19 protein-coding genes are annotated in these 22,061 nt (G+C 30.0%); 17 read left to right on the forward strand and 2 right to left on the reverse strand.

The annotated features are described in order from the left end of the window. The first annotated feature begins 166 nt into the window (after positions 1-166). Positions 167-649 (forward strand): hypothetical protein, encoded by a 483-nt coding sequence (locus ABNT61_RS12075; RefSeq protein WP_348743403.1) that lies wholly within the window; start codon positions 167-169, stop codon positions 647-649. Between the two features lie 58 nt (positions 650-707). Here the strand turns inward: ABNT61_RS12075 and ABNT61_RS12080 are convergent, their stop codons facing one another. Both ABNT61_RS12080 and ABNT61_RS12085 read right to left on the reverse strand, forming a co-directional pair. After that, entirely contained in the window at positions 708-2,066 is a 1,359-nt protein-coding gene (locus tag ABNT61_RS12080; RefSeq protein WP_348743404.1) for a hypothetical protein, read from the reverse strand. A 1,567-nt stretch (positions 2,067-3,633) separates the two neighbouring features. Next, positions 3,634-4,812: an acyl-CoA dehydrogenase family protein gene (locus ABNT61_RS12085; protein WP_348743405.1), complete on the reverse strand. Its 1,179-nt coding sequence runs from the start codon at positions 4,810-4,812 to the stop codon at positions 3,634-3,636. A 67-nt stretch (positions 4,813-4,879) separates the two neighbouring features. Between ABNT61_RS12085 and rnpA the strand changes: the two genes are divergently transcribed. Genes rnpA through ABNT61_RS12165 form a run of 16 tightly spaced genes read left to right on the forward strand, consistent with a single transcriptional unit; the run spans position 4,880 to position 22,051 of the window. After that, positions 4,880-5,263, forward strand: a complete 384-nt coding sequence (gene rnpA, locus ABNT61_RS12090; RefSeq protein WP_348710745.1) for a ribonuclease P protein component — start codon at positions 4,880-4,882, stop codon at positions 5,261-5,263. Next, positions 5,253-6,884: a S41 family peptidase gene (locus ABNT61_RS12095; RefSeq protein ID WP_348743406.1), complete on the forward strand. Its 1,632-nt coding sequence runs from the start codon at positions 5,253-5,255 to the stop codon at positions 6,882-6,884. The genes rnpA and ABNT61_RS12095 overlap by 11 nt, the downstream gene beginning before the upstream one ends. Before the next feature lie 4 nt (positions 6,885-6,888). Beyond that, positions 6,889-8,565, forward strand: coding sequence for a DUF6909 family protein (locus ABNT61_RS12100; RefSeq protein ID WP_348710742.1), 1,677 nt, complete (start codon positions 6,889-6,891; stop codon positions 8,563-8,565). 5 nt (positions 8,566-8,570) lie between these two features. Beyond that, positions 8,571-9,614: a hypothetical protein gene (locus ABNT61_RS12105; protein WP_348743407.1), complete on the forward strand. Its 1,044-nt coding sequence runs from the start codon at positions 8,571-8,573 to the stop codon at positions 9,612-9,614. 52 nt (positions 9,615-9,666) lie between these two features. Then, positions 9,667-10,782, forward strand: a complete 1,116-nt coding sequence (gene gmd, locus ABNT61_RS12110; protein WP_348743408.1) for a GDP-mannose 4,6-dehydratase — start codon at positions 9,667-9,669, stop codon at positions 10,780-10,782. Next, positions 10,775-11,824, forward strand: coding sequence for a GDP-L-fucose synthase (locus tag ABNT61_RS12115; RefSeq protein ID WP_348743409.1), 1,050 nt, complete (start codon positions 10,775-10,777; stop codon positions 11,822-11,824). The genes gmd and ABNT61_RS12115 overlap by 8 nt, the downstream gene beginning before the upstream one ends. A 4-nt stretch (positions 11,825-11,828) precedes the next feature. Beyond that, entirely contained in the window at positions 11,829-12,569 is a 741-nt protein-coding gene (locus tag ABNT61_RS12120) for a cytidylyltransferase domain-containing protein (protein ID WP_348743410.1), read from the forward strand. After that, positions 12,570-13,604 carry an N-acetylneuraminate synthase family protein gene (locus ABNT61_RS12125; RefSeq protein WP_348743411.1) on the forward strand — a complete coding sequence of 345 codons (1,035 nt, stop codon included), beginning with the start codon at positions 12,570-12,572 and terminating at the stop codon, positions 13,602-13,604. A gap of 1 nt (position 13,605) precedes the next feature. Then, positions 13,606-14,124, forward strand: coding sequence for an HAD-IIIA family hydrolase (locus tag ABNT61_RS12130; RefSeq protein ID WP_348743412.1), 519 nt, complete (start codon positions 13,606-13,608; stop codon positions 14,122-14,124). Between the two features lie 5 nt (positions 14,125-14,129). Continuing rightward, on the forward strand, positions 14,130-15,359 hold the full coding sequence (locus ABNT61_RS12135; protein ID WP_348743413.1) for a lipopolysaccharide biosynthesis protein: 1,230 nt from the start codon (positions 14,130-14,132) through the stop codon (positions 15,357-15,359). Further along, positions 15,356-16,363, forward strand: a complete 1,008-nt coding sequence (locus ABNT61_RS12140) for a hypothetical protein (RefSeq protein ID WP_348743414.1) — start codon at positions 15,356-15,358, stop codon at positions 16,361-16,363. The genes ABNT61_RS12135 and ABNT61_RS12140 overlap by 4 nt, the downstream gene beginning before the upstream one ends. Further along, positions 16,360-17,622, forward strand: a complete 1,263-nt coding sequence (locus ABNT61_RS12145; RefSeq protein WP_348743415.1) for a DUF6418 domain-containing protein — start codon at positions 16,360-16,362, stop codon at positions 17,620-17,622. Before ABNT61_RS12140 ends, ABNT61_RS12145 begins: the two co-directional genes overlap by 4 nt. Further along, a complete protein-coding gene (locus ABNT61_RS12150) occupies positions 17,606-18,775 on the forward strand; it encodes an O-antigen ligase family protein (protein WP_348743416.1) in 1,170 nt (389 codons plus the stop codon). The genes ABNT61_RS12145 and ABNT61_RS12150 overlap by 17 nt, the downstream gene beginning before the upstream one ends. A gap of 50 nt (positions 18,776-18,825) precedes the next feature. After that, the gene (locus ABNT61_RS12155) at positions 18,826-19,935 is read left to right on the forward strand and encodes a glycosyltransferase (protein ID WP_348743417.1); all 1,110 of its coding nucleotides are present in this window, start codon (positions 18,826-18,828) and stop codon (positions 19,933-19,935) included. Further along, positions 19,932-21,290: an undecaprenyl-phosphate glucose phosphotransferase gene (locus ABNT61_RS12160; RefSeq protein WP_348743418.1), complete on the forward strand. Its 1,359-nt coding sequence runs from the start codon at positions 19,932-19,934 to the stop codon at positions 21,288-21,290. Before ABNT61_RS12155 ends, ABNT61_RS12160 begins: the two co-directional genes overlap by 4 nt. Beyond that, positions 21,290-22,051, forward strand: coding sequence for a glycosyltransferase family 2 protein (locus ABNT61_RS12165; RefSeq protein WP_348743419.1), 762 nt, complete (start codon positions 21,290-21,292; stop codon positions 22,049-22,051). The genes ABNT61_RS12160 and ABNT61_RS12165 overlap by 1 nt, the downstream gene beginning before the upstream one ends. The last annotated feature ends 10 nt before the right edge of the window (positions 22,052-22,061 follow it).

The raw sequence follows: 22,061 nt of genomic DNA on the forward strand, positions 1-22,061 counted from the left end.
TTGTATCAGTGATCATCCGCGGAAACATAAGGGTGAAAACATTTTAGGGGATTATATGGCCTTCTAGAAATTTCTTTTCTAGAAGGTTTTTTTATGAAATTTAGTGGAGTTGTAATTGATTTCTTTTTCTATTACATTTGAGTATACTAACCATAAACTACTAATAATGAGAGGAAAAGAAGGAATTATCAACTTCTTGGTAATAGTAGCTCTCTTAGGTTACATTATCAGTTCGGTCTTACTTTTTAAAGAAGCTTTTGAATTAAAAGGACAAAAAAATCCAGAAACTAGTCCTGTTTTAATGTATTTGGCAAGTGCCTTAACAGGTCTTGTTGGAGGAATAGTTGCTGCTGCTTTTGGTGTAAAAACTGATAATGACGGCGTAGATGCAATGAATACAGGAGGAAGTTCTGCAACTGCAGGAAAAATAAAAATGCAGAGAGTTGGCGAATTTGCAATGGGAGCAAACGAAGAGAAACTAAAAGAAAAATTAGGAACGTTATATGCTTGGGCATATATCTTAGTCGGAATTGCTTCCATTGTAGTTTGGGCGATGTTAAACGCAGATGCTTCTCAAAGTATTACCACCAACGCCACAACATTTATTGGAATGATGTTGGCAATTGTGAGTGCATTTTTTAAAGATTAAAAACTATAATTTGGTTTGAATAAAAAAGGTCTTCATTTGAAGACCTTTTTTGTAGTATTTATCTTAAATCCCAAAACCAATCATTGGTTTTCAGTAGGAATGGCAAATATCCTGTAATATGTTCTCCTAAGGTATAATCGAAACTTACAGAACCTCCAAAACTTTTATGTTTTTGATAATATTCAAAAGCCTGACTCGTATAAACTGCATTATCTAACTTACCATGATACATTCTAAATTGACATCTATTGTTCCAAGGTTGAATGCTGTTTTTTCGTAACGTATTAAAAAAGTTGGCATAATCAGAATTCTGATCATTAGGATTTGCATTGATAAAATCACTCATCAATAATCTACTAGGTATATTAGGTAGAGCGAATTGAAGTTTTAAAATTGAATTTGTTCCATCATATAACGCTCGTATTTGATCGTAATTATCATATTGTTGAGTAGATGCAAATTTGTTCAATTGAATAATTCTGTCTTCACCAATAGAAATCAGATTGTTCTCTTTCATTCCGTAATATGCATATGGGAAGAAGAACGGATGTGGATGAAAACTTTCTGAACGAGCCTTAACAATAAAGTTGTCTAGTAAAGCTGGTGTTCCTCCAGCGGAAAGACCTTTTACTTTTTTAAGGTTATTTGTTTCTAGATATCTAGCAAATTGAATGGCTGAAAATGCACCTTGAGAATATCCTTGAATTAGCATTTCATCCTTTAGTTCATAACCCATGTTTTCTAACTGCTGAATTCCCGCTTTTAAGAAATCATAGTTAGAGCGGTTGTGAGCATCCTTATTCACAAATGGAGGAAAACAATCTCCGAAGGAATCTCCAAATCCTGGATAATCTGGAACAAACACTGCAAATTTACCAGTCCAAGCTTGAGCAATCATAGTTAATGGTACTAATTGATCTATCTCATCTGGAATGCTAAATATATTATTATAAGAAACTGACGCTGCAGATGAATTACTCGTATATGTAAAAGGAGTTACAAATCTAATACGATACGGGATCTTTTCTTTTTTAAACCATACAATACGGTCTTTATATTTTGGAATTAAAACAACACCAGAAATTTGAATACTTCTTCCTGATCCATCTGGATGCGGCGACTGAGTTGATACCTTATATATATTAACTGTTATTCCAGAATAGATTTTTTCAGATGATTTTGAAGATTCAATGATCTCTTCAGTTTTCATTCCATACTTTTCACCAAGTTTGGTAACTATCTCATTTGGAGGTTGAAAGTTTTTTTCATTTACTGTTGTAAGTAAGTTGACTTCGCTGAGTTGTTGCGAAACATCTTCATTATTGATTTCGTCTTCTGCACAAGAATAAAAAAAGCATAACGAGATGATTGAAGCTATTATCAATAGCCTCTTTTGAAAGGGTTTTAAAAGATTCATAATTTGAAAGGTTAAAATTTGTTACCTTCCTAAAATACTAAAAGAAAAATTACCGTAAGCTTAAAATCTTAACAAATAAACAATCATTTGGAATGTTCATAGGAAAAACCCCTAACGAGAATTCGGAAAATTGCATCCTAATCTGCGGCAATCCCCTTTTATTAGGCTTGAATTGCGTTCTATATTTGCAGTGTTATTCTTTAATAACAAGTTTTAGGGATTATTTTTTAAATTAAAAAAATGGGAAAGTTATTAATCAAAAAAGTTAAGCGAATTATTAAGGGGATCGTTTTAACTTTAAGCGAATGGGGCAAAGCTGCGAGCTATGCATTACAACATTAAAAAACAATTAACCAAATTTTTAGAGCTGTCATTATCGACAGCTTTTTTTATGGACATAATTTCAGTTTAAAAACAGGTGTTCGGAAAATTGCATTTCAAGTTGCGGATATCCCTTTTTTTAGACTGTAAAGCTATTATATATTTGTAGTGTAATTAATTAGATACTAACAATTAACAATATAAAATAAGGGGATTATGACAACAATATTACTTAAAAGAATAGATAGAATTGCAAAAGGGTTTTTAACAGCATTAGCAGAATGTGCAAAAGGTGCTAGTTATGCAATTCAACACTAAAAAGAACAAACTTAAATTCTTTAAAGCTGTCTTTATCGACAGCTTTTTTTTATGGAAATAAATTAGAGTAAAAACAGGTGTTCGGAAAATTACATTTCAAGTTGCGGATATCCCTTTTTTTAGACTGTAAAGCTGTTATATCTTTGTATTGTAATTAATTAGATACTACTAACTAACAATAAAATATAGGGATTATGACAACATTATTACTTCAAAAAATCGACAGAATTGTAAAAAGCTTTTTAACAGCATTAGCCGAGTGTGCTAAAGGAGCAAGTTATGCTTTAAATCACTAGTAAATTTAAAATCACGAATTAAGAAAGCCGCTTAACTAAGTGGCTTTCTTGTTTTTGTAAGTTATATTAAATCTAACTACGGAAAATCACACTTTTAATTGCGGAAAACCAATTTAATATATTGATAATCAGTTATATATTTGTGTTGTAACCAATTAGGGATAACAAAAAAACATTATTAGGGGATTATGGGAACACTATTAACTACAAGGATTAATCAAATTTTGAAGGGGATTATATTAACACTAATTGAATGTGGTAAAGGAGCTGGTTACGCCATTCACCACTAATCGGTTAATAGCCAAACTGAGAGAGCTGCTTTTCTTAAAAGCAGCTTTTTTTTATTTGAAAATCAATAAATTACGGAAAAATGCATTTTTTATTGCGGAAATCCCTTTTTTTAAATTAATAATCCTGTCTATCTTTGAATTGTAACGTTTAAAACACTGCTAGTCAGTAATATAAATAAAGGAATTATGACAACAATATTACTTAAAAGATTAGATCAAATTATAAAGAGCTTATTAGTGACTTTAATTGAGTGCGCAAAAGGCGCAAGCTACGCTTTAAATCACTAAACTCACCCCCCGACGCTATTAACACACGTTGTAAGCTGCCACTTGGCAGCTTTTTTATTTAAAAGCGTTTAATCCTGTAATATCTAATCCTGTTATTAGTAAGTGAACATCATGAGTTCCTTCATAGGTAATAACACTTTCTAAATTCATCGCATGTCGCATAATAGAGTATTCACCAGAAATTCCCATAGCACCTAATATTTGTCTTGATTCTCGAGCGATTTCCAAAGCCATAGCCACATTATTTCTTTTTGCCATTGAAATTTGCGCAGAAGTTGCTTTACCTTCATTTTTTAAAACACCAAGTCGCCATGCTAACAGTTGAGCTTTTGTAATTTCCGTAATCATTTCAGCTAACTTTTTCTGTTGAAGTTGAAATTGACCAATAGGTTTTCCAAATTGCGTTCGTTCTTTTGCATATCGCAGAGCGGTGTCATAACAATCCATTGCAGCACCAATTGCTCCCCATGCAATTCCATATCGAGCATGATCTAAACATTTCAATGGAGCACTTAATCCAGACTTGTTCGGAAGTAAATTTTCTTTAGGAACTTTTACATTATCGAATAATAGCTCTCCTGTTATAGAAGCACGTAAAGACCATTTGTTTTTTGTTTCTGGAGTTGAAAATCCTTCCATTCCTCTTTCAACAAGTAAACCATGAATTCTTCCTTCTTCATTTTTTGCCCAAACAACAGCTACATCACAAATAGGAGAATTTGAGATCCACATTTTAGAACCATTTAATAAGTAATGATCTCCCATATCTTTGAACTTAGTTTCCATTCCTCCAGGATTAGATCCATGATTAGGTTCTGTTAAACCAAAACTACCAATCCATTCACCAGAGGCCAATTTTGGTAAATATTTTTTACGTTGTTCTTCAGTTCCATAATTATATATAGGTCCCATTACTAAAGAAGTTTGTACAGATGCTGTAGAACGAATTCCACTATCTCCACGCTCTAATTCTTGCATAATTAAACCATAAGAAATCTGATCCAAACCAGCGCCTCCATATTCTTCAGGAATATAAGACCCAAAGGCTCCAACTTCGGCAAGACCGTTAACTAAAGTCTGTGGAAATTCTGATCGTTGTGCATATTCTTCAATAATTGGAGATAAATATTTTTTCACCCAATCTCTAGCAGTATTTCGAACTAATTTGTGTTCATCAGTTAAAAGTTCATCTAGTTGGTAATAATCAGGTGATTGGAATAAGTCGGATTTCATAAAAATGATTTTCTCAAAAATAAGTAAAAAAACAAATGATAGCTTTAGTTTACGTATGTTTGTAATAATGAAATTTACACTTGGTAAAGAAGAACGACTAAAAAGTAGAAAACTAATTGGGAGGCTTTATTCTGAAGGAGAATCGATAAAAAAGTTCCCATTGAAAATGGTGTATTTACAAACCGAACATACTTCGAAATACCCCACTCAAGTTGGAGTTTCCGTTCCTAAAAGATTATTTAAAAAAGCTGTTGATAGAAACAGAATTAAACGTTTATTAAGAGAATCGTATCGTTTGCAAAAGGAAATCGTTTATTCAGAAGTTGATAAACCCTATGTGTTCATGATTTCTTATCTTGCAAAAGAGGAGTGGAAATATGCCGATATTGAAGATAAAATGAGAAAATTATTAACTTTATTTATAGAAAAAACATCTAAAAATGAGGAATAAAAAAAATCTTATACTGCTTGTAGTAACTGTTGTTATAGTTTCTTTTTCGTTTCAAGATCGTTTTTTCGAGATTGCTAAACAAATTCAGATATATAACAATGTGTATAAAACATTGAATATAAATTATATTGATGAATTGAATCAAGGAGATTTAACATCAAAAGCAATCAATAACACATTAGAAAATTTAGATCCTTACACACGTTTTTATAATGAGCAGCAAGTAGAAGATGCAAAAATCAGAAGAGAAGGTGAATATGGAGGAATTGGAATTTCATCAAAGTATACGAAAAAAGGAATTCTAATAGTATCTGTAAAAGAAGGATTTCCAGCAGATAAATCAGGATTAAAAGTAGGAGATGTAATTACAGTTGTAAACAATCAAAAATTAGAGGAATTAGAAAGAGAGCAATTATCTCAAGTATTGAAAGGAATTCCTGGAACACCTATAACTTTAAAAATTGAAAGAGGAAATAAAAACCTTGACTTTGGATTGAAGTTAGATAAAATCATAGACAATCCGGTTCCTTTTTACGATATGATTAATGAGGATACTGGGTATTTTATTTTAACTCGTTTTACAGTTCGTAAAGCAACAGATGGAGTTAAAGATGCTATCGAAGCACTGAAATCAAAAGGAATGAAAAAATTGGTTTTTGACCTTCGTAGTAACCCAGGAGGATCTTTGTTTGATGCTGTTAATATTACCAATTTGTTTATTCCAACGGGTAAAAAAGTTGTAGACACCAGGGGTAAAACAAGAAAAAATTCTAGAACATACAGTACAAGTAATACTCCGTTAGATACAGAAATGCCAGTAGTAGTTTTAATTGATAGAAGATCTGCTTCTGCATCAGAAATTGTGTCTGGAGCATTACAAGATTATGATCGTGCAGTTGTGATGGGACAGCGATCTTTTGGGAAAGGATTGGTACAACGTTATTTTGATTTGAGTTATGGAACTCAAATGAAAGCAACAATTTCAAAATATTATACACCAAGCGGTAGATGTATTCAGGAATTAGATTATGCAAATCGTGATTTAAAAACAGGAAAAGTTCCTAAGTTTTCTGATAGAATCGTAAACTCTTTTAAAACTACAAACGGAAGAACGGTTAAAGATGGTGGTGGAGTTACTCCAGATATTGTAATTGAAATTGCTGATAAAACGGATGAAACAAAGAAATTATTAGGTTCTTCGGCAATTTTCAATTTTGCAACCGATTATGTTAGAAACAATGCAAAGCCTACACTTGAAAATTTTGCTTTTGGGAATTCAGATTTTGATGCATTTAAAAGTTATTTGAAATCTAAAGACACAACCTTTACAAGTAAGCAAGAAGCATTATTCAAAAAGGCATATAAATCAGTAAAAAATAATAAAGCCATTTCAAGTGATTATAACAAGCTATTAAAACAATTAGAGAACCAAAAGATAGCATCAATCACAACGAATAAAGATATTTTGATGACTGAAATTCAAGATGAAATATTAGAACAATACTTTTACAAAAAAGGTGTTTATCAATATCATCTTCAAAATGACGAAACGATTAAAAAAGCAGTTGAGATTTTAAACGACACTGAGAAATATCAAAAAATATTAGCAAACGGAAAGTAAACATATGACCAAAGTATATAAAGAAAGAACAAGAGCACAAGAATCAACAAATGCCATAGAAAGATTATACATTTCTATGCGTCACCTTTTTAGTAGAGGATTTTATAAACCAATGGGTGTTTCAGGAGAAACACTGAGAAAATCACTTTTATTATTAAGACCAGAGATTTATGGTTCTATTGCAGAGGAGAAATCAGAATTAAACGGATTAACATATATCATTGAGCGTTTACCAGAAGGAATTGAGGAATGTCAATTTATCAATTTAACAGCTGACGAAGGTTATAGAAATTCTCATTTTAAATGTATTGTTCCTCCAAAACGTAGAAGAAACTGTTATCGAATAGATAAAGATCAGATGAATATTGAGATTACTCGAGGAAGATCTGATATCTATGATATTTTAACTCATCTTACTTTCTTATTTATTGAATCGCATAAGATAAAAGATAGAGTTTTACTTTCTGATGCCGGAAAAACTACTAGAGAATGGTCTAACCTTGAAGATGTAGTTGTAAATAACACAACGTTATCTGATAAGGAAAAAGATGTATTAATGGTGCATCTTGGAAGTATTTTAGGAAGAACATATGATGAGGTTTATCAATCATACAATACTTTCTCTACCGAAGAAAATCCGCATCGTTTTTTCCATTTAATTTACTGGTTAGGAAAATTAGCGATTAACGAAGAGTTACATGATAAGAAAAGATCTATTCGTTTTAGTTCGGTATTATCAGAAGAGATTGGAAGACATTACCATGGAGAGCGTTGGGCAAATGATATTAAAGAAGTACTATTAAAAGAAGGTTTAATAGAAAGACCAATTCATATTATTAGTGCTAACATGCATAGTGTTTTAAATTCTATCTATGCTAAAAATGCAATTCCAAATGAAGCAAATACCAATGTAGGGTTTTCATTATTTGAACTGTTAAGTAATAGTGATAGTAAACCATTACAAACAGCGGTAAAGAATTTTGCTTCTGAAAATGGATTGATTTATTTGAAAGACAAATCAGGAACAAATATTAATGTTCAGGTAATTGATACAGCTAAAATTTCATTTGACTCTGATTTAATTTCAAAAGATAAAGGTGGAGAGAAACCTGTAATAATTGTAATGGATTATGCATTTGGTGAGCAGGCTTATGAAACAATGGATGAGTTATTAAAACCATATAAAGATGGAACAAATACACATCTTTTAAATGTAGAGTCCGTTTCTATAATGGGTAAAGCCGGAATATTAGAAGGAGGTAAAGGAGATATCATGATTCCTTCGGCTCACGTTTTCGAAGGAACAGCCGATAACTATCCTTTTAAAAATGAGTTGACCAAAGAAGATTTAGAAGGATTTGGAGTTGAGGTTTTTGATGGAAGTATGGTTACGGTATTAGGAACATCTTTACAAAATAAAGATTTATTGAAGTTTTTCCACGATTCAACTTGGAAAGTAATCGGATTAGAAATGGAAGGAGCACATTATCAAAAAGCTATTCAATCCGCTTCAAGAATTAGAGAAACTATTGGTGAAAATGTAAAGGTAAGATATGCATATTATGCTTCGGATAATCCGCTAGAAACTGGAGCAACATTAGCATCTGGTGGTTTAGGAATGAGCGGTGTAACACCAACATATGCGATCACACAAAGAATATTAGAACAAATATTAAAATAAGACAAATGTCAAAACAAGTAAAAGATAACGAGGAAGTAGACTTAGGTTCTTTATTTGTAATTATTGGTAAAGGATTTTCAAAACTAGGAAATCTTATCGTTTCAATGTTTAATGTAATTTTTAAGTTTTTAATTGAGGCGTTATTATTTCTAAAAACAAACGTTATCAAACTTTCAATTGCTGCTCTTATTGGAGGTGTTGTTGGTTTTATAATTGAGTATAAAAACGGAACAAAATATGAAGCAAACCTTTATGTTAAACCAAACTTTGGAAGTTCAAGACAATTATATAATAACGTAAACTTCTATAATGATTTAGTAAAACAGAAGAACAGTAAGGATTTATCTGAGATATTTGGAATTAGTGAAGATGAAGCAAAATCATTAAAAAAATTCTCTATTAAACCCGTTATTAATGAAAACGACATTTTAACTTCTTTTGATGAGTTAATGCAATCTATTGATACCGCTACAGTAAAGAGTTATTCTTACAAAAAGTTTAAAGAAACATTTACTGAAGTAGATTATAATATTCATGAAATTTCTGTTGAATCATTAAATGATAATATTTTTCAAAAATTAAGTCAGCCTATAATCTCTTCAATTATAAATAATGATTATTTCAAAACCTTAAAAGGAAATAAAAAAGAGAATTTAAAAAGGACTAGTTCTTTACTTAAAAAGAATTTGCAACAAGCCGATTCTCTTCACAGTTTATACAAGAAAGTTTTATTAGAAGAGGCTAAAAAGAGCAATTCTGGAACCACTATAGATCTTGCTCAAAGTAGAAATAAATCAGAAAGAGAATTGAAACTTTTTGAAACGAGTTTACGATTAAACGATAATCTTGTTGAGGTAAATGATGATTTATCTGAGAAATCAGAGGTAATTAATATTGTTTCTAATTTTCAACCTATTGGACATAAAGTAAGAGAAATTGAAAAGAATAAAGGATTTCAATTTGCTTTAGTTGGCTTTGGTTTAATGGTTGTCTTTTTATTATTAGTTCAACTAAATACGTATTTAGAAGAATACAAAGAAAGAAATTAGAACTCCTTGTAAAAGTTATTTTAAAGGATCATGTTTATGAATTTATAGAGGAATGAAAAAAGTAGCTTTAATTACAGGAATTACAGGGCAGGATGGTGCTTATCTAGCTGAGCTTTTACTTGAAAAAAACTATATCGTTCATGGTATAAAAAGAAGATCATCTAGCTTTAATACCCAACGAATAGATCACCTTTATCAGGATCCTCATAGTAATAACAGAAATTTGATTCTTCATTATGGAGATATGACTGATGGAATTAATTTAATCAGAATTCTCCAAGAAGTACAACCAGATGAAATTTACAATCTGGCTGCAATGAGTCATGTTCATGTTTCATTTGAAACTCCAGAATATACAGCAAATGTCGATGGTTTAGGAACACTACGTTTACTTGAAGCAATTCGAATTTTAAAGCTAGAGAAAAAAACAAAATTTTACCAAGCTGCTACCTCTGAATTATTCGGGAAAGCAAAGGAAATTCCGCAATCGGAAACGACTCCTTTCTATCCACGAAGTCCATACGGAGTAGCAAAAATGTATGCATATTGGATTACAGTAAATTATAGAGAAGCCTATAATATTTTTGGATGTAACGGAATTTTATTTAATCATGAATCTCCAATTCGAGGAGAAACATTTGTTACTCGAAAAATTACAAGAGCCGTCTCAAAAATTGCTTTAGGATTACAAGACCAATTGTATCTTGGAAATTTAAATGCTCAGAGAGATTGGGGACACGCTAAAGATTATGTTCGAATGATGTGGATGATTTTACAAGCAGAAGAACCAGAAGATTGGGTTATTGCTACTGGAAAAACTACCACAGTAAGAGATTTTGTGAGATTAGCCTTTGAAGAAATTGGTGTGGAGTTAGAGTTTGAAGGAGAAGGAAAAGAAGAGAAAGGAATAGTAAAATCATGCAGCAATACCGATTATAGCATAGAAATAGGAAAAACTGTTGTTTCAATTGATCCACATTATTATCGTCCAACGGAAGTAGATGTGTTAATTGGTGATGCGTCAAAAGCAAAGAAAAAACTTGGTTGGATTCCAGAATACACTTTAGAAGATATGGTGAAAGAAATGATGGTGAGTGATTTGGAGTTAATGAAGAAAGAAGCTTTTTTGAAACAAAAGGATCATAATACACATAGAGATTATGATTAAGTCATCTAAAATATTTGTAGCTGGTCACCGTGGATTAGTGGGTAGTGCTATTGTAAGAAACTTAGAACAAAAAGGATTTACAAACATCATTACTAGAACACACAACGAGCTTGATTTAACAAATCAAGTTGAGACCGCATCTTTTTTCAATAAAGAAAAACCAGAATATGTTTTTTTAGCCGCTGCAAAAGTTGGTGGTATTATGGCGAATAATACCTATAGAGCAGATTTTATTTATGATAATTTGATGATTCAGAATAATGTGATTCATGAAAGTTATAGGCATAATGTAAAAAAACTTTTATTCTTAGGAAGTACTTGTATTTATCCTAAAAATGCAGAACAACCTTTAAAAGAAGATTCATTATTAACAGGAGAATTAGAATACACAAACGAACCATATGCTATTGCGAAAATAGCAGGTATTAAAATGTGTGAGAGTTATAATTTACAGTATGGGACTGATTTTATCTCTGTAATGCCAACAAATCTATACGGTCCTAATGATAATTTCGATCTGGAGAAATCTCATGTTTTACCCGCTCTTATTAGAAAAATGCATTTGGCAAAATTACTATCGGAAAAAAAAGAAACAGAAGTTATTAAAGATTTAGATGTTGAATCTATAGAACAGGCAAAATTTTATTTAAGGAAATTCGGTGTATCTGAAAATAGTGTAGAGATTTGGGGTTCAGGAAAGCCAACAAGAGAGTTCTTATGGAGTGAAGATTTGGCTGATGCTTGTATTTATATAATGGAGAAAATACATTTCAATAATGTTATAAATGAAGTAGAAGGAGACATAAAAAACACACATATTAATATTGGTACCGGTAAAGAAATTTCGATAAAAGAATTAGCTGAAATTGTGAAGAGAGAAGTAGGGTTTAAAGGAGAATTACAGTTTAATATAAGCAAACCAGATGGTACAATGCGAAAGGTTACCGATGTGCATAAGTTAACTAAACTAGGTTGGAAACATAAAGTTGAGTTAGAGGAAGGAATTCATAGAATGTATAATTGGTATATTAACAATAATTAGAGAAATGACTGGTAAAGGAATAATTATTCAAGCAAGAGTAGGATCAACTCGATTGAAAAATAAAATCTTACTTCCTGTTGATGATCAAATCACATTTTTAGATATTCTAATTCTAAACTTGAAGAAGAATTTTAAAAACATTCCTATTATACTAGCTACCTCTATAAAGGAAGAGAACGATGTTTTAGTAACTGTAGCTAAGAAACACCAGATTAAGTGTTTTAGAGGAGATGAAAACAATGTGCTTAAGAGATTTACAGATTGTGCTAGTGAATTTAACTTAGATACAATTATTAGGGTGTGTTCTGATAATCCTTTTTTAAGTAGTAACCTCTTGAAGGAATTATTACAAGATTATCAAAACGAGGATTATTTAGCTTTCAGCGTAAATGGAACACCTAGTATTTTAACACATTATGGGTTTTTTGCTGAGATTGTAAGTACAAATGCTTTAAATAAAATTTTAAGTAAAGGGAATTCACATTGCCAAGAACATGTTACCAATTGCGTTTACACTAATAACGAAGGATTATTTAACGTAAAATTCAATGACTTAAATATACGCTCAACTAATATTCGTTGTACTTTAGATACACAACAAGATTTTGAGAATTTGAAAAACATCTACTTTAATTGGTATAAAGGAAATGAAGATAGAAGTATAGATTCGTTATTAAATTTTCTGAATAAACAAGAGGATTTAAAGAGATTAATGGAATTAGAAATAAAAAATAATAGTAAATAGATGGCTTATATAATAGGAGAAATAGGACAAAATCATAATGGTTCTGTAGATATAGCTAAACTTATTGTAGATGTTGTAACCAGACAAGTAGATGATAAGCTTTTTGGAACAGTATTAAAAGGAATGGATGCAGTAAAGCTTACAAAAAGAGATTTAGATTATGAGTTATCTGCATCACAAATGAGTCGACCTTATGATTCTCCAAATTCTTTTGGTAAAACTTATGGGGAACATAGAGCATTTCTTGAATTGGATGATCATCAACATTTAGATGTTTATAATTATGCCAAAGAAAAAGGACTTGATTTTGTAGAAACACTTTGTGCACCGTCATGTCTTAAAATGCTAAATTTATTTACTCCTGATAAACTAAAAGTAGCATCAAGAGATTTAACAAATTTACCGCTACTTGAGGCCATGGCAGAAACTAAAATTCCAATTATTCTTTCTACTGGAATGGCGGGAGAAAAAGAACTTAATGATGCTTTAAATGTTATTGAAAAACACCATAATGATATCACTATTTTACATTGTGTTTCTCAATATCCAACGGAGTACAAAAACGTTAATTTAAAGACAATCACCTATCTAAAAAGAGTGTATCCTAACTATAAAATTGGTTATTCAGATCACACTATTGGTATTGCTACACCAATTGCTGCAGTTGCAATGGGTGCTGAAGTTATTGAAAAGCACATCACATTAGATAGACAAATGAAAGGTACTGATCAAGCAGGTTCATTAAGTGTTGATGGAATATATAGAATGATGAGGGATATAAGAAATCTTGAAAATTCATTTGGAGAAGAATTAATGAAAATTGAAGATTCAGTTGATTCTGCAAGACATAAATTAGAAAGGTCTATTGCAAGTAATAAAGATCTAAATAAAGGAGCAGTTTTAAGAGAAGAAGATATTCATTTACTAAGTCCAGGAGATGGTGTTAAATGGATTGATAAAAGTTTAATTATTGGTAAAAAACTAAAGAATGATTTACCAAAGGATGAAATTATTTACTTGAATAATATTGAATAAAATGTTACCCAAATTAGTACTAACAGATATTGATGGAGTTTGGACAGATGCAGGAATGTATTATGACGAACAAGGAAATGAATTTAAAAAATTCAACACTTATGATAGTGCTGGTATTTTATTCTGTAAAGAGCTAAATATTCCTACTGGTATTATTACTGGAGAAAACTCTAAAGCAGTCAAAAGAAGGGCTGAAAAATTAAAGGTAGATTATTTGTATTTAGCAGCTAAAAACAAATTAGAACTAATTGAAAACTTATGTGATTCTTTATCAATTACCTTAAAAGATGTAGCATATATTGGAGATGATATTAACGATTTTCAGTTATTAAAAAATGTAGGTTTTAGTGCAGTACCTTCGAGTGCTCCAGATTATATTAAAGACGATGTTGATGTTGTTTTGCATAAAAAAGGAGGTGAGGGTGTTTTTAGAGAGTTTGTTGAGTTAATACTTAAAAAGAATAACATTAATATTAAGGAACTTGTTGAAACGATAACGATAAACAAGTTTAAACAGTAAAAATTGTGCGTTTACCGTCTTACTTTTCTTTTCATAAGTTAGTTAATGTATTTTTAAGAATTAGTGCCATAGGCAGTAAATTCATAGTATTTACTTATTTATCTAAATACTTTACGGATATCGAATTTGGTAATTATAGTTTAATTACATCTTTAGTAACTATTATGATTTTTGTTCTAGGATTAGATTTCTATAACTTTAGTATTAGAGATATTCTAAAAACAAAAGAAACTTCACAAATTCAAAAAAACATAGTCTCAACTGTTCTATTATATTTAGTGATATATACAGTTTTTTTTGTGTTGGGATGGGCAGTTTTTAATCAAATCAATTTCACAAAAGAATATGCTTTTCTAATTATTGCTTTGTGTGTTACTGAGCATTTTTCTCAGGAAATTTATAGATTCCTAGTTGGTTTTAATAAAGTATTATTTGCAAATATTCTTTTGTTTTTAAGAACTTTCATTTGGGGTACTTATGTTCTTTTTCTTTCTTATATGAGTAAGTCAATATCTATTGAATTCATCTTGAAAATCTGGACAGTATCGAATGCTCTAACCATACTAATTACCTTAGTTTCATCTTTAAAATATATCGATTCTAAGAGTATTAGTATTAATTATAACTGGATATCCAAAGGATTAAAAGTGAGTTCACTTTTTTTCATTTCAACTATTTTCTTAAAGCTAATAGAATACGCAAATAGGTTTGTAGTTGATATTTTTTTAGGTAAAGAAATGGTAGGTGTTTATACTTTTTATTCTAGTATTGCCATTCTCATTACAGTATATATTAATACAATTGTTATCTCTTTTGAGTTGCCAAATATACTTAAGGCTTCTAATGAGGCACAAGATCAACAGTTATTTCCAAAATTTAAGAAGTCGCTTTTGGTTCAGAATATTGTAATATCAATAATTTTACTTTTAATTATTTATCCAATATTATGGTGGCAAAATAAACCAATATTTCAAGAGTTTCAACCTATTTTATATTTTATGATAATAGGTGTGGTTTTAATGAACTACTCTTTATATTACCATTTTAAATTATATGTTAAACATTTTGATATGCAACTGGTAAAGACCATAGTTGTTTCAGGAATTATAAGTTTAGTATTAGCCATAATCGCTACGAAATATTTTGGAATCTATGGAGCAGCATTGGCTTTCTCCTTGTCTGGAGGTGTGTTATTTTATTGCAGATATTATGAGGTTAAAAAATTAAAGCTATGACGAATATATTTATAGGCCTTTCTAATAATCAAATAAAGAGTTACGAATCCTTATTAAAAAAAGGAATAAAAGGGAACAATATTTTAATTGCTAATAGTAGTTTGAATTTTGATCAAACTCTTTTTAGTACAGTTATTTTATCAGAGTCAAGTTTTAATAATCAAGCTTCAGGAAGATTACAATCAATACAGAATATAACGAATAAGATTAGCGAATATAAACGAATAGTCAAAGGGTTAAAATCATATAAAAGAGATAAAGACATAACACTTTATTTTACGTACATAGAGGATGTGTTGACAAACTATTTGTTTTTTTCTTTTAATAAAAACCTTAGAGGTATTGTTGTAGAAGATGGAACTTTAAATTATTATAATCATACAATTGAAAACTTAAATAAAAAAAAGGTCTATCTAAAAAAAGTATTAAGTTCCTTATATGGATTGAATTTTACTTTATACAAAGGTCATTCAAGCGGTATAGAGTACAATAAGGTTATAAAACAATATGTTCGTTCACCAAAACTTAGCATGTTTCCTGAAAAATCAGAGGAATTACCTTATAGTAAACGAAGTGCTAATCTTACTGATACTTTTTTAATTATTGGTCAGGAAGCCTACATAAATGAGAGCGGAAAAGAACTTTACAATACTCGACTTCAACAGTTGTTTGAAGTAATTAAAAAAAATAACGGTTACAATACAGTAAGTAAAATTTATTACAAGCCTCATCGAAACGGTGAGCGTATCGATTATAATTTACTTTACGATGCTTTTTTGGATAAAGAAGTAGAAGTGCTTTCTGCTAATGAACCTCTAGAAGATTTATATTTTAATGAGATTGGATCTGAAAATATTTTTTCATTCGATTCAAGTGCACTATTAAATATATATTTAGAAGCTGCGGAAGAAATTAAATCTAAAATTAAGTTTACAGTACTTTTAAAGTATAATAAAGAGCTAAGATTTATTTTTGAGAGATTTAACTTTAAAATTATTGAATGATAATTGCAACTAACATAGCACTAATTATAATCGCTCTGATTATTCTTATCTATATCTTAGAGAGAGATTTAGGTCTTTTTCTTTTATCCTTCATAATTTTATTGCAGTACATATGGATGTTCTGTTCCATTTTAGTAATCGAGAATGGAATTTATATTAATGAACAAGGACGAAATGGCTATTTTGTATATTCTGGTTTCATTCTGCTCTTGTTTTATGTCACCTCACTTCTATCACTTATTTTTTACAAGAAAACTTTTGGAACTTTATTTAAAAAAACACCGTCATTTAAATTTAAAATAGGTGAATTAAAAGATATAAATATTGCAAGTATATTAATAGGAACAATACTAGGTATTGCTTATTTCAATTTGTTTAATTCTCCTATTCCTCTGTTTTCTGAGGAAGTTACAAAGTTCAATTTTTGGGAGTATGCTAAATATCCTTTTTTAAAATCAATAATAGGAAATGTAATTGCTTTCGCTGGCTTTGGTGCAGCATTATTATACAGATTTAAAAAGCGAACCAGTATTTTTTATTTAACATTATATATAGGATACTTAGTTTTAATGGATCAGAAATTCACTGGGTTTCTAATAGCAATTTATGGTATTCTAGTAGCATTGTATTTTTCATCTAATGTAAGGGTACAATTCAAACTCAAGTGGATATTAAACAAATATTTAATAACAATTGTTATTGCTCTTTTTTGTTTGGTATATTACAAGTATAGTGTTAAACAACCATTTAAATACATGGGTTTAACACCATTAGAGTCTGTTTTTTATCGAGCTTTTGGATTACAGGCTCACGTGTTTTGGGGTACAACAGAACATTATATTTATAATGGAACTCCAAATACATGGAATCTATCTGAACTTTGGAAAGGAATGCATGTGTTGATGAGAGAATTTTGGCCTTGGTCGTATGAAGCTTATGTATCGGTAACAACCAGAGGTGTGAGTTGGACAAACGCTTATCCTTCTATTTTACTAAGAATTTTTCCGTTGCCTATTGCGTTACTTGTAAACATGCTATTGTTAAGTGTTGTGGGATTTTTCCAGTCTTTATTGGCAACTTTTATCGAAAGAAGATCATTTGTATTAAGTATTGTTTTCTTCCAACTTTTAATGTGGGTAAGTTATGCATACACAATGGCATATTTTAATAAATTAATAATACCTTTTATTCTCTTATTTGCTTTGAGCTTCTTTACCTTTCTAATTAATAAAACGAGAAAAAATGAATCAGAAAATTAAACTAGCTCAGAGATATGTAGTGTATGTCTTATTCTTTTTTCTTCCTACTTGGAGACTGATTCATAATATCTGTTTAGCCTTATTGTTTGTCTTACCTCCCTATAAATTTGAAATAAAGAAAAAGACATTATTAATTGGTACACCTGTAGTATTTTTAGTTTACTTACTGATTAATGCATTAGCCCAAGGGAGTTTTAATATTGAATTATCCAATATTCTTAAAATCATTCCAATAATTCTAGTGCCTTTTGTTTTATTAAGAGATGATGAGAAAACCATTGAATACGCTTTGTTAGTGCTACTATTAGGGGTTTTTTCAATGCAGTTGATTTCAATATATGGAATAACAAATTACTTCTTGACCAGTGATAAAATTGGTAGAGATTTAACAAATTATGTAAAACTGAATGAAATACTTCGATTTGAAAGACCATACTTAGGTTTTTTCTCGGCAATAAACATTTTACTTTCTTATATATTTTTCAAAAAATACAAGAAATGGTATTATGTAATCACCGCAATAATTTCGTTATGTTTTATAATCTATATATCTGCCAGGCTAGCACTTATTCTTGCAGGCATTTACATAGTTTGGATTCTTTGGAGAGAGATGAAAAATTTAAAGCAGAAATTAATTGTTTTTGGATTAATGGGGTTAACGGTAGTAGGAGTAACACTAAGCTATAACTCATCAATAAAGAAAAGGTTTTCCCAAATAAAAGAAGATTCAAGGAATATTATTTGGGGTGGAGCTGCAGAGCAATTAAGTTCTTTTAAAGATTTCCTAATAGGAAACTCCAGTTTAAAGCAAACAAGACAATATCTTTTAGAGTATTATAAAAGGTATGAACACTTTAATGATATAGAAATAAGAAATAGATTTATAAAGAACAATTACAATACTCACAATCAATTTTTAAATGAATTGGTAAGAGGAGGATTTATTGGTCTAATCCTATTTTGTTTACCTATTATCTATGGGTTTTTCATTAATTTTAAATTGAAGAATTATACCAATATCCTTCTACTTATCTCATTATCTATGTTTATGCTGGTAGAAAATCTATTGGAACGACAAATAGGAATTTATACGATTGGAATTGTATTAACAATAACGAACTTTAAGAATATATTTTACTTTAAAGAGAAATAGAATCAGTATTTATTAATTGAAGAACTTGATTCTATTAAACACAAGAATTGATGAAAAGAGCACTAGTTCATGATTGGTTTTATACCAAAGCAGGAGGAGAAAAGGTTGTTGAGGCAATTAGCGATATATGGTCGGATTTTGATTATTATACGTTAATTGATACTCTGAATGATCAATTAAGAAATGAAATTCTAAAAGGATCAAAAACAACCACAAGTTTTATTCAAAAGTTACCAAGATCTAAAAAGAATCATAGAAATTACTTAGAATTATTTCCTGCTGCAATAGAAAGTTTTGATTTATCTCCATACGACTTAGTTATTTCATCGTCATCATCTGTTGCAAAGGGTGTTTTAACAAATCAAAATCAATTACATATTTGCTATTGCCATTCACCTATTAGGTATGCGTGGAATTTATATTTCGATTATTTAAATGACAAGAATTTAAACAAAGGAATTAAAGGTTGGTATGCCAAAAGGGTATTAAGAAAAATTAGACTTTGGGATGTTATTTCTTCCAACAGAGTCGATTTTTTTATCGCAAACTCTAATTACATTGCTCAAAGGATTAAGAAAATCTACAATCGAGATTCAGTGGTAATTTACCCACCGGTAGAAACAGAGAAATTTACTTTATGTAGTGAAAAGGAAGATTTCTATATCGCCGCATCTAGATTAGTTTCATACAAGAAAATTGATGTTATCCTAGAAGCATTTAATCAAATGCCAGATAAACAGTTGAAAATAATAGGAGACGGTCCAGAAATGAAAACATTGATCAAGAAAGCAAATAAAAATATTACATTTGTTGGGAAGGTCAGTGAAGAGGATATGATATCCAATTTACAAAAAGCAAAAGCACTTGTATTTGCGGCAGATGAAGATTTTGGTATTCTACCAGTTGAAGCCCAATGTTGCGGTACACCTGTTATAGCATTTAGAAAAGGAGGTTTGTTAGAAACTGTAATTGAAAATAAGACAGGAGTGTTTTTTGATCGTCAAATACCTGAAGATATCATAAAAGCTGTAAAAGTATTCGAATCCTCATCTTTTGATTTTTCAGTCATTAGAGAGAATGCTTTAAGATTTAGTGTTGATCGTTTTCAAAGAGAGTTTAAATTATTCGTTGAAGAAAAATTAAAAGAGTTTTATTCTTGAGAAAAAGATATTCAATATATATTCCCCTAGTCTTAGTATTGGTTGATGTGTTTATCATCAATACAGTTATATACTTAATTAACGATAAAGATTATTTAAACCCGAAATTTCTTGGATATATTAATTTGTTCTGGATTCTCTCAGGAGTTATTACCAATTTTTACAAGATTTATCGTCATTATAATTACTTCAAAGTAATATCAGCTTTAAGTACTCAAGCAATCATATTTGTACTTGGTTTCTTTACATTCTTTACCATTTTTAGAGAAGGAGATATTGTTAACAATCAAACAAAAGTGTTAGCATCAATTATTCTGAGTATTGTAATTGCAAGACTTTTGTTCGTATATGCGATAAGAAAGTATAGAAGACGAGGTAATAACTACAGAAAAGTAATAGTTTTAGGTGCAGATGAGTCCGCTAAAAAATTAATAGAAATTCTAAAAAACAAGAAGAGTCTTGGATATCAATTTTTAGGGTACTTTTCAAATAAAGAAGAAGATGATAACGAAAACTTTCTTGGATCTTTATCTAAATATGAAAGTTTTGCCTTAGCCGAGGAGGTTGATGAAGTATATTGTTCGTTGGCTGAACTCAAAAGCAAACAAATTAAAAAAGTAAAAAAATTTGCTATAAAGCATAAACGAGGTGTAAAACTGATTCCAAATTCAAACGAATTAAACACAAAGAATGTTGCTGCTCAGTATTATGATGATTCTATGCTGATATTAAATGTTAAAAAATTACCGTTTGATTTACCAGAAAATAGAATTATTAAACGCGTTTTTGATTTTCTTTTTGCCGCCTTTGTTTGTTTGTTTATTATTTCATGGTTGTATCCTATACTTTGGATTTTAATAAAGTTAGAATCTAGAGGTCCAGCAATTTTTAAGCAAGAAAGGGAAGGTTTTAATGGGGAAGAATTTGTCTGTTATAAATTCAGATCTATGAGGATTAATCAAGAAGCAGATAAAGTCCATGCTACTAAAAACGATCGTAGAGTAACAAAATTAGGTTCATTTTTACGCAAAACTAGCTTAGATGAAATACCGCAGTTTTTTAATGTTTTATTAGGAAGTATGAGTGTTGTAGGACCACGACCTCATTTAGAGAGTCTTGCTTTAGAATATCAAAAAGATGTTGATAATTATTTAGAAAGACACGCGGTAAAACCTGGAATTACAGGATTAGCACAAATAAGTGGTTATCGAGGTGAAATCAAAAAGAAGTCAGATATTAAAAATAGGGTTCGCTTAGATATATTTTACATAGAAAATTGGTCTTTTATTTTAGATGTAAAAATCGTGGTTAGTACGGTTTTAAATATATTTAAAGGAGATGAAAACGCATATTAATGCTTAATCAGAACATAAACATATCAGCAGCGATAGTTTTATATAATGAGGAAGAGGAAGAACTATTACAAGCAATTAATTCCTTTTTGTCCAGTAAGCTCACGAAGAAGTTGTTTTTAGTGGATAATTCTACATCAAAATTCACAAACGCAACTATATTAAACCATCCAGATGTAGTATATATCTTCAATAATAGAAATTTAGGATTTGGACGTGCTAATAATTTAGTTATTGATAGTATCAAAGATGTTTCAGAGTTTCACCTAATCTTAAATCCTGACACAAAATTTGATCCTAATATACTAGATGAGCTAACAACTGAGCTTATCAAGAATGAAGACTTAGCATTAATAACACCAGCCATAAAGTTTCCAGATGGAAGTCATCAATATTCAGTAAGAAAGTATCCTTCTTTTTTCGATTTAATTATTAGAAAGTTAGGAGTTTTCAAGAGTAGAATTCATAATAAAGAATATAGAGATATAGATTTATCCCAACCCTTCTATCCTGATGCTGTTCATGGAAGTTTTATGCTGTTTAAAACAGAAGATTTTGTTGCTGTAGATGGTTTTGATGAACGTTATTTTTTATATCTAGAAGACATTGACATTTGTAAGAAAATAGATACTCTAGGTAAGAAAAAACTATTCTATCCTAAAGTAACTGTTACCCATGCTTTAAAGAAAGAATCTTCAAAGAAATTGAAGTTGTTTTTTTACCATTTCTCATCTGCTATTCAATACTTTTTAAAATGGTTATAGCTATATTTGC

The sequence above is a fragment of the Tenacibaculum sp. 190524A05c genome (assembly GCF_964036595.1).
Taxonomy (GTDB): Bacteria; Bacteroidota; Bacteroidia; order Flavobacteriales; family Flavobacteriaceae; genus Polaribacter; species Polaribacter platacis.